The 584-nt window shown below is 61.1% G+C and carries 1 protein-coding gene and 1 pseudogene; both read right to left on the bottom strand.

The window, feature by feature from the left end; translation table 11 throughout:
• A pseudogene (locus AB4Z23_RS27935) lies at positions 1-93 on the bottom strand (LysE family translocator); the annotation flags it as partial.
• A 328-nt stretch (positions 94-421) separates the two neighbouring features.
• On the bottom strand, positions 422-584 hold a 163-nt coding region (locus tag AB4Z23_RS27930), incomplete at its 5' end, for a helix-turn-helix domain-containing protein (protein WP_441361232.1).

Raw genomic sequence — 584 nt, 5'->3', positions numbered from 1 at the left:
CCCTTGGGACAGGCCGGCGGCCAGCGTGTAAACCACGCCTGTTCCGGGAGAAGCGGCGATGATCAGGGATGTGATGAGGAATTCAGGGGTCATGGAAGCGGCAAGTCCTGTGGGATGGAGGGCTTGATCATGGCGGGGGACGGGGCTGGCGTCTTGGATGAAATTGCAGCGCTGACGCTTGGAGGCTCGCGTCCGTAGCGGACTATGATCCTGGCCCCCCCACCTTCCCTCATTCCTGTGCTTGTCACAGGAATCCAGTCGACGCGCGTCTGCGCGGAGGGGAAAAGTCCTTTCAGCCCAAGGACTTGGGCTGGCTGGATTCCTGTGACAAACACAGGAATGAGGGAAGAAGTACGCGTCTGTACCGCTTGAAACAACGAGGTTGCCGCAACACGGCCCTTCCCCATTACCCCAACCTGCCCTACGAAACGGCTGCCCTATACGCCGCAGGCGTCACTCCGAACTGCCGTACGAAAAACCTGTTCAAATGGCTCTGGTCGGAGAAACCGGCGAAAAACGCCACCTCGGCGGGCGGTGCGCCTTTGGCCAGTGCACCCCGTGCCAGATGCAGGCGGATGCAGGCG

This window comes from Agrobacterium sp. MCAB5 (assembly GCF_052114365.1).
GTDB lineage: Bacteria > Pseudomonadota > Alphaproteobacteria > Rhizobiales > Rhizobiaceae > Agrobacterium > Agrobacterium tumefaciens.
This window is presented reverse-complemented; position numbering and strand designations above follow the sequence as displayed.